This is a genomic window from Streptococcus sp. DD11, assembly GCF_001578865.1.
GTDB classification, from domain to species: Bacteria; Bacillota; Bacilli; order Lactobacillales; family Streptococcaceae; genus Streptococcus; species Streptococcus panodentis.
This window is the reverse complement of record NZ_KQ969393.1, coordinates 154764-161981: the sequence shown is the minus strand read 5'-3', so window position 1 is coordinate 161981 and position 7218 is coordinate 154764. Positions and strand designations below refer to the sequence as shown.

At 47.9% G+C, this 7218-nt stretch carries 6 protein-coding genes; all 6 read right to left on the bottom strand.

Translation table 11 applies throughout. The features are described from left to right. Positions 1 to 359: 359 nt before the first annotated feature. Positions 360 to 1451 carry a DUF871 domain-containing protein gene (locus STRDD11_RS04030; protein WP_128835655.1) on the bottom strand — a complete coding sequence of 364 codons (1092 nt, stop codon included), beginning with the start codon at positions 1449 to 1451 and terminating at the stop codon, positions 360 to 362. 229 nt (positions 1452 to 1680) lie between these two features. Next, positions 1681 to 2202: a GrdB-related putative oxidoreductase gene (locus STRDD11_RS04025; protein WP_128835653.1), complete on the bottom strand. Its 522-nt coding sequence runs from the start codon at positions 2200 to 2202 to the stop codon at positions 1681 to 1683. A 9-nt stretch (positions 2203 to 2211) separates the two neighbouring features. Further along, entirely contained in the window at positions 2212 to 3579 is a 1368-nt protein-coding gene (locus tag STRDD11_RS04020; protein ID WP_128836279.1) for a PTS transporter subunit EIIC, read from the bottom strand. A gap of 17 nt (positions 3580 to 3596) precedes the next feature. After that, complete coding sequence (locus STRDD11_RS04015; protein WP_128835650.1) at positions 3597 to 3926, bottom strand: PTS sugar transporter subunit IIB; 330 nt, start codon at positions 3924 to 3926, stop codon at positions 3597 to 3599. A gap of 218 nt (positions 3927 to 4144) precedes the next feature. After that, a complete protein-coding gene (locus STRDD11_RS04010; protein WP_128835648.1) occupies positions 4145 to 4468 on the bottom strand; it encodes a PTS lactose/cellobiose transporter subunit IIA in 324 nt (107 codons plus the stop codon). A gap of 94 nt (positions 4469 to 4562) precedes the next feature. Then, positions 4563 to 6452, bottom strand: coding sequence for a BglG family transcription antiterminator (locus STRDD11_RS04005; protein WP_128835645.1), 1890 nt, complete (start codon positions 6450 to 6452; stop codon positions 4563 to 4565). Between the last annotated feature and the right edge of the window lie 766 nt (positions 6453 to 7218).

The window sequence follows — 7218 nt, the reverse complement described above, 5'->3', positions numbered from 1 at the left end:
AATCTGCCGCAGGATGGCTCCTTCATGAATATCCAGATAGTGGACCAGCTCCTGAAAAAGGCTGCCGGGTCAAGCGGCTGGGGTTGATGACGGTTATCATAGCTTTCACTCATTCTCATTTCAAATTGGTCAAGTCCTATTGTAGCATAAAAAGACGGCAGAACAGAAGCTTATCTTGAAAATTTTTAGATCCCTTCACTCTTTTCTTTCCAGAATCAAGCTGGAAAGGTCCCTCAGACTGTCAGAGCAAGGCAATGCTTATGTAATTGAGTTGAAGAATGTTCCCCCAAACATCTCAGACCCTGCAGCCATGAATCATCGTACCGACTTCATGAATACAGGGTCTTCTCTGGCAGCTCTCACTGCTCTTTCTTTTCTCTAAATTGGAATTTCTGCCAAGACTTGAGCCAATCCAACAGGGGCAAATCATGCTCCAAAACCCGTCCGACTACATTGGTCTTGCCGAAATTTTTCATAGGCAGCAAGGCCAGCTGCAGCTCACCTGCATACTTAGTATAGAGAGAATTATCAATCAGAATATCCCCTCTGTCAATAGGCAGCGCATCATGCGGCTCAAAATAATCCTTCCGGTGGGTAATGCGGCTTTGGGAGGAGCGCAGAACATAATCAGACCTGTCTCCCCGAACCTGATGCGGCTCCTCCAGCACAATCTGTCTTTCGAGGCCGGAAATCCCCTCCGCCAGCTGACAGTCCAAGGTCAGGAGATAAGGGTCTATCTCGCTCAGTGCCTGCAGCTCTTGCTCGCTGGCAAAAGCATTGGCAATCATCACGTCGTCTATCAGATCAGTCGCCCAGAGCCATTTGGCAGCGCTGGTAATGTCCCAGTCCCGATGCAGCTCCAGCGTACAAAGTCCTTCTTCGACCGGCCAAGGACCCGTTCTGGCTGCTTTAGAATTGACAAAAGCAGCTGTCCGCAGTCCCAAAGCCTTATAGCGCTTGGTCGTCTTCAGGAAATGCTCCACCGACAGGCCTGTATAGCGATGTGGGTAGAAATTATGGCAGCCGATAAGCTGCTCCAGCTTGGGCTGATAGGCTGCAATATTTTCCAGATAGCGGTTTTCAATACTGATATTGAGCTCAACCAGCAGGCCCTGCGGGTTAAAGCTCATAGCCGCTTCCTCACGGCCGGAAAAACCGCCGTCCAAGCGAATGCCTGTCAGCCCCAGCTCCTTGAAAAAGTCCAAATGATCCGGTTTTAAATCTAACTTCTCAAAGACACTCAAGTCTACATCAGCAAAAACTTCCATCCCCAGCTCTCTGGCCCGGCCGACAGCCCGCCTGAAATCAGCAAGAGTCTGCTCATGATTGCCGACCGACAGCAGACAGGTAAAAACTCTGGAAAATCCATAACCAGCCGCCAGCTGCAGGTAAGCTAAAATATCGTCTATATCACTGTGTCCGGGATAGACGGACACTCCCAATTTTCTCATGCCTTCTCCTTTGCATCTTTTTAAATAAATTTTCCAAAAACAGATTCTGCAGGTTTTTGATACAAACCGCCTTTGCTGCATCCCCTCTCACATATCAGTCCCCCGGATCTTTTTACTCCACCAGACTGTTAGTGCTGAGGTGGTTTGAAGAGATTACGAAGAGTATAAAGTGGCTGGTCATCAATCTTCTGAGGGAAGACGAGAACAGCATTTTTCAATTCAAGAGTCATCAATAGCAGTATTCTCCGATTAAAGCAGCTTCATCCTCCCTGTGATAAAGAGCATAGGCCAAATCACAGATTGTTTCCAGAGACTGATTGAGTCCGGCCGCGCCCTTTTTAGGCATTCTGACAATAGGAAGCCGATCCTTGTAAGCCCCTATCACCTGGCCGCATTCCTGAGCCATCGCTGCCAGCGCCTTGGCTTTGGTTTTTTCATTGACCGCCTTGGCCACCTGAGCTGCCATCTGGGCATACCCCTGATAGTCAAAGCAGGGGCCGCAGATGACTATATCAGCCTGCAGCTTGTCTACCATAGCGCACAGTTTACGGTTGACTTCATCCGGATTAGCTTCATAATAGCCATCTCCACAGTAGAGACAGGCCTGCACATGGCCGTCTATACGCTTGAGATAAGGGGCCATCATAACTGCGGGTCCCGTAGCTCCTTTATTTAGACCCAAGGGCACCATCCGGTCATCCTTGATACCGGCTCCCGCCTGGATCTGATCATAAATCATGAGAATTTTCACATCACCCTCCTATAAATCATCAAAAGACAAATCATCCAAATCAATGTCATCAGCAGCATTTTCTTCTGCAGCAGTCACTTCATCCTGCAGGTACTGCTTGTCCATAGCTTTGATAAAAGGCATATAGATGAGAACTCCGGCAGCAATCAGGATAGCCTGCAGAACAGCTCCGCGCCAGTCCGTTGCCAGAAAACCTGAGATAATCGGCGGCGTAGTCCAAGGAATGGTAACCCCATTGCAGATGGGCACAAGACCGATAGACATTGCTGTATAGGACACCAGAATATTAAACATCGGTACCAGCATAAAGGGCAGGATCATAACGGGATTGAGAACGATAGGCAAACCGAAGATAATCGGCTCATTAATACCAAAAATTCCCGGAATCAGCGACAGTTTGCCCAGATTGGTGATTCGTTTGGACTTGCAGAAAATGAGCATAGCGATAATGAGCGACAGGGTGGAACCTGCACCGCCAAATACTGCAAACAAATCTTGGAATTGGCCGTTGATGATGTGCGGTGCCCCCGCTCCTGTTTTAAAGAATTCAATATTATCCAGTGACAGCGTCGCCAAGACCGGACCATAAACCGCTCCCACAACTGCTCCGCCATTAATACCAAAGAACCAGAAAAGGCCGTTAAAGAAGAAAGCGGTCAGAGAAGCTCCCAAGGTACCGCCCAGATTGACCATCGGGGTTTGCAGGAAGTCAAAGATGATTTGAAACACATTAGTGCCCAAGAAGCCAAAGATAAGATTGAGAACAAAGACTGCCGTCATGACAATCGTAACCGGAATCAGAGCCGCAAAGGACTCGACAACTGTCGGCGGAACACCGGCCGGCATTTTGATGACCCAGCCTTTTTTCTCAACCCAGGCATAGAGATGGACGGTTGCGAAAGCTATCAGGATGCCAACAAAAATCCCCTTGGCTCCAGACCAGGCAAGCGGAATACCGGGCAGATTGACAGCGACTTCCTTGCCGCCGATTTGATTGGTCCCTTCTACCAGATAAGGAACCAGCAGAAACCAGCTCATGGCCGCAACCACCGAAGCAAAAATTGCATTGGTCTTCAGCTGTTTGGCAAAGGAATAGGCAATAGCCACAACGGCAAAAACAGCCATAATGGAGAAAGTAGCGCTGGACGGCTTTTCAATGAAGGCCGCCAAGGTAAGACCCGCTTTCTGATCTACAATGACAGAATTGAGCCAGTCTGTCCAAGCCGGAATCGGGAACTCCCCAATCAGGAGAAAGATGGAACCGGCAATCAAGAGCGGAGTAGTGACCAGAAAACCATCGCGAATGGACACCAGATACTTGTTCTTTCCGATAGCCTCTGCAAGCGGCACCAAAAATTTTTCTAACTGCTTTATCATCATAAGAAATCCTTTCCTCAAGAAACTGATTTATTTTCTTTGATCAATCTTATCGCGCTTTTGAGCACTCTTTCGCCATTCATCATGCCATAGTCTGCCTGATCAATGACATGGATCGGAATGCCCTGACTGCCGAATTTATCCACTGTTTCCTCATACATGTATTTGACCTGAGGCCCCAGCAGAATGCAGTCCGGCCGGTCGTCGGCCAGAATCTCTTCCAGCTTGTCATGCGGAAAAGCTGCAACTTTTATGGGCAGCCGGTGCTCATTGGCAATTCCCTGCATATTGCTGGCCAGCATACTGGTGGACATACCGGCACTGCAAAATAAATAAATCTTCTTCATTAGACGACTCCTCTCTTATAGTCAAACGATGAACCTTCACACGCGTCAGTGAGCTGATCAAAGCCTTGCTTTTGAGGCTTCTATCAAAGTCCTATCCGCCAGCTCAAAACCTCCGCCGGAGCTTTTGAGCTGGCGGCTCCTGTCTACTTTGCTAATGATGTTCATAGAGTATAGAACAGAAAAAGTATTACAGCTGTATTCTCTGCGAACACAGTCGTTTATTGTTTTTCCAATTTATAAAGACGCTGGTTGGTAGCAATCATCTGCTCTGCCAGCAGCTGAATCGTTTCGGCCGACATGAGCTGATCTTCGGCATGCACCAGCAGAATGGACAGCAGCTGGCTGTCTCCGCCGGCTTCACCCTGCAGGAGCTTGAAATGAACATCATGTCCTTCTTTGTAGGCTGCCCTGCCCTCTTTCATTTTTTCTGCTGCTTCCGCAAAGGCTCCTTTTTCCGCAGCACGGATAGCCTCAATATAGTAAGATTTGGCTGCTCCGACGGCTGAAATAATCTGGAAGCTGGCTAATTGCACATCATTCATATCTTACTTCTCCTCTACCTGATACTTTTATTATAAACATCTGTTCTGCACTTTTGGCAGAACATTCTTTCCTAATAACCGGAAATATTCTCTGTCACTGAAATAAATTGGCCATAAATTCTTCCTGACTGCGGGAATTGACCAAGGCTGTCAGCTTTTGCGGATCCATGACCAAACTGGACAGCCAGTCAAAGAAAATGCGCATCAGCTGGCTGTCTACTTCCCGAATCGCTAAAAGAATGACCAGTCTGACCTCAAAATTCCCCCAGTGTATAGGCTTGTCCAAGGTCAGAGTAGCAATACAGGATTCGCTGGTTGAGCGCTCCATGGCATGCGGTACAGCAAAGCCCTGATAAAAGGAGGTCGCTGAAATCCCTTCTCTTTTGAGCACATCAGCCTTATAGGCCTCATCGGCCAGTCCCTGCCCAATCAGCTGATCACAGAGAAAGGCAATCGCTTCCCTGCTGTTCGCTACACTCTCTTTCCGGTAAAATAATTTCTTTTGAACCAAATGCTCCATCATCTTGTGAAATTGCTCATGATAGCGCTCCCGGTCCAGCTGATTTAAAAGCTGAAACACCTTGCTTTCATCCTCATAACCAAAGAGCAAAGACAGCTGCAGGGTCGGAATGGACAGCCGGTGCTTGAGGGCCGCTGTGGAAATAATCATATCAGGAGCCAAAGCCTCAACCTGCCGCTCATCAAAAAACGAGTACTGAAAGACAATGCTCATCCGATCCTCAAAGCGCTGATGGAGCTTATCGGTAAAAGGCTTGGCCAGCAGCTGATTGTGAGGAATAATGAGCAGGGCCCGATACTTGCTGGGACTGTTGAATCGGTCATAGGCTGCTCCCAAATGCAGGGCGATGAAAGAAAGTTCATTCTCCTCCACTTTATGTCCCAGCTCTCCGCTCAGCACTTCTCCTGCATGGACAGCCATCTCAAATATAAGCGGGTACTGACGCTTGATTTCTCTCAGGTAGACATTGGACATCTGGGTCTGGGTCCGCTGCCGCTCCAAGAGCGAGGAAAAATGATTGGCCAGTCCGCTCAGCAAGACCTGATCGGCTGAAAGATCAATGTCAAAATTCTCATCAATCTTCCTGAGAACATTCTTGACAATGGCTGTCAGTTCTTCTTCCTGCATGAAATCCTGCTGCTTATTGCAGCTGCACAGAAGCAGGGCAAAACGGATAATCTCACTCTCAACCAGAGCCAGCCGGCAGACCTTGGACACCTGCTCAAAAAAGGTATGGGAGATTCGGTATTCAGCTGTCTGGTCAAAATCCTCTCTGGGCAGGTCCATCTCCTCCATATAATTGCCATTTAGAATCCTTTCGATTGCAACCCCAGCGTGGATCATGACAATGGGAAAAAGAGACTCCTTGATCTGATACGGATACTCAGAGCAAATGTCAGTAAACAGATCAGCCATTCGCAGAAAGTCAAAATGGACAAAAAGAGTGGCCAGACTGGACAGATTGGTAAAATTGCCCTGCACCTCGTCCGTCAGAAGCTGCCGGTAGAGCCGGCGTTTCTCATCCTCTTCTCCCACCAGCCGGATAAAATTCTTGGAACGCTTGATTTCCAAACGATAATGCCGAATCATTTTCCTGATACGCTGCAGGTCATTGTCAATGGAGTAGCCGCTGACGAAAACCCGGTTTTCCAGTTCAAACAGATTAAGTTCCTGAGAATGAAAGAGCAGTTCTTTCACAATCCAAATACTGCGCTCCTGAGGTGTCTGCGGGATGACATGATTGGGCTGGATTTCCATTGCTGAGAAGGCTGAGCTGTCCAGCCTGTAGCCTAGACGCTTATTAGACAGGATTATTTCCTGTTGGTACTCCCGGTTAATCGCATCAATATCCGATCGAATAGTGCGGTCGGACACCTGGAGCATCTGGGCCAGTGATTTCCCTGTCAGCCACTGGCCCTGATCATGCAAAATATCAATAATATAAGACTGCCGTTTTTTCAGCATATAAACCTCCGCTGAATCAGATTTGCCTCTATCCTTGCCGTTCTTATTTCCTGACTCTGTGAATATCAGAGAGTGGGGCAGACTCCTACGATGGCGCGCCCTCACCCGCAAACGGGAGAATCTTTGATCCGATACCGTATATTGTCATTTAGTTTATCATTTATTACATTGTTAGCTCGCCTTGCTTTAACAGTCTAGTAGACTGTGAGAGCCTCGCAGGCTGGGAGTGAAAAGGTTTGGGGAATCTTTTCAGCCTGAGCTTAGAAACAAAAGAGTGAGGGGAGAGGCTGAGACAGACTCCCATGATGGCTGTGTCCTCACCCACAGAGGGATTCATCTTTTGGAAGATACCGTATAAAAAGTCCTTCAGTTTCGCTTTGTTTTGGTAAAAAACTCTTGACGCGGTAGCTGATTGGACTTTTTGTTCGTCTTTTAGACTCCAAAAAGCTCCTAATCATCCTCGCGGGGCTGGGACGACGAACTAAATTTTTAAAAATTTAGTTCTGTCCCACCGCCAGTCCGAACCTAGAAATAAGATAGTGAGGTAGAAAGGTTGTGGATAAGGCAAGCGAAGTTTGCATCAGCCGTACGCTTTTGAGACTTCCTAACGGAAGCTCTATCCACCGCCTCAAATAGTCCACTGGACTATTTGAGCAGCTCGCTGCCCTATCGTTCTGTACCTTAAACGATAGGCTGGGGCAACAGTGCCCAACTTCGTCTATTTCTATCGTTTGATTGCAAGCCGCAGTGGTTGGGAGAGATTCTG

Coding starts and splice junctions, on each gene's coding strand:
- STRDD11_RS04015 (WP_128835650.1), bottom strand. CDS start 3,926: ATGAAGAAGATTTATTTATTTTGCAGTGCCGGTATGTCCACCAGTATG.
- STRDD11_RS04010 (WP_128835648.1), bottom strand. CDS start 4,468: ATGAATGATGTGCAATTAGCCAGCTTCCAGATTATTTCAGCCGTCGGA.
- STRDD11_RS04020 (WP_128836279.1), bottom strand. CDS start 3,579: ATGATAAAGCAGTTAGAAAAATTTTTGGTGCCGCTTGCAGAGGCTATC.
- STRDD11_RS04005 (WP_128835645.1), bottom strand. CDS start 6,452: ATGCTGAAAAAACGGCAGTCTTATATTATTGATATTTTGCATGATCAG.
- STRDD11_RS04030 (WP_128835655.1), bottom strand. CDS start 1,451: ATGAGAAAATTGGGAGTGTCCGTCTATCCCGGACACAGTGATATAGAC.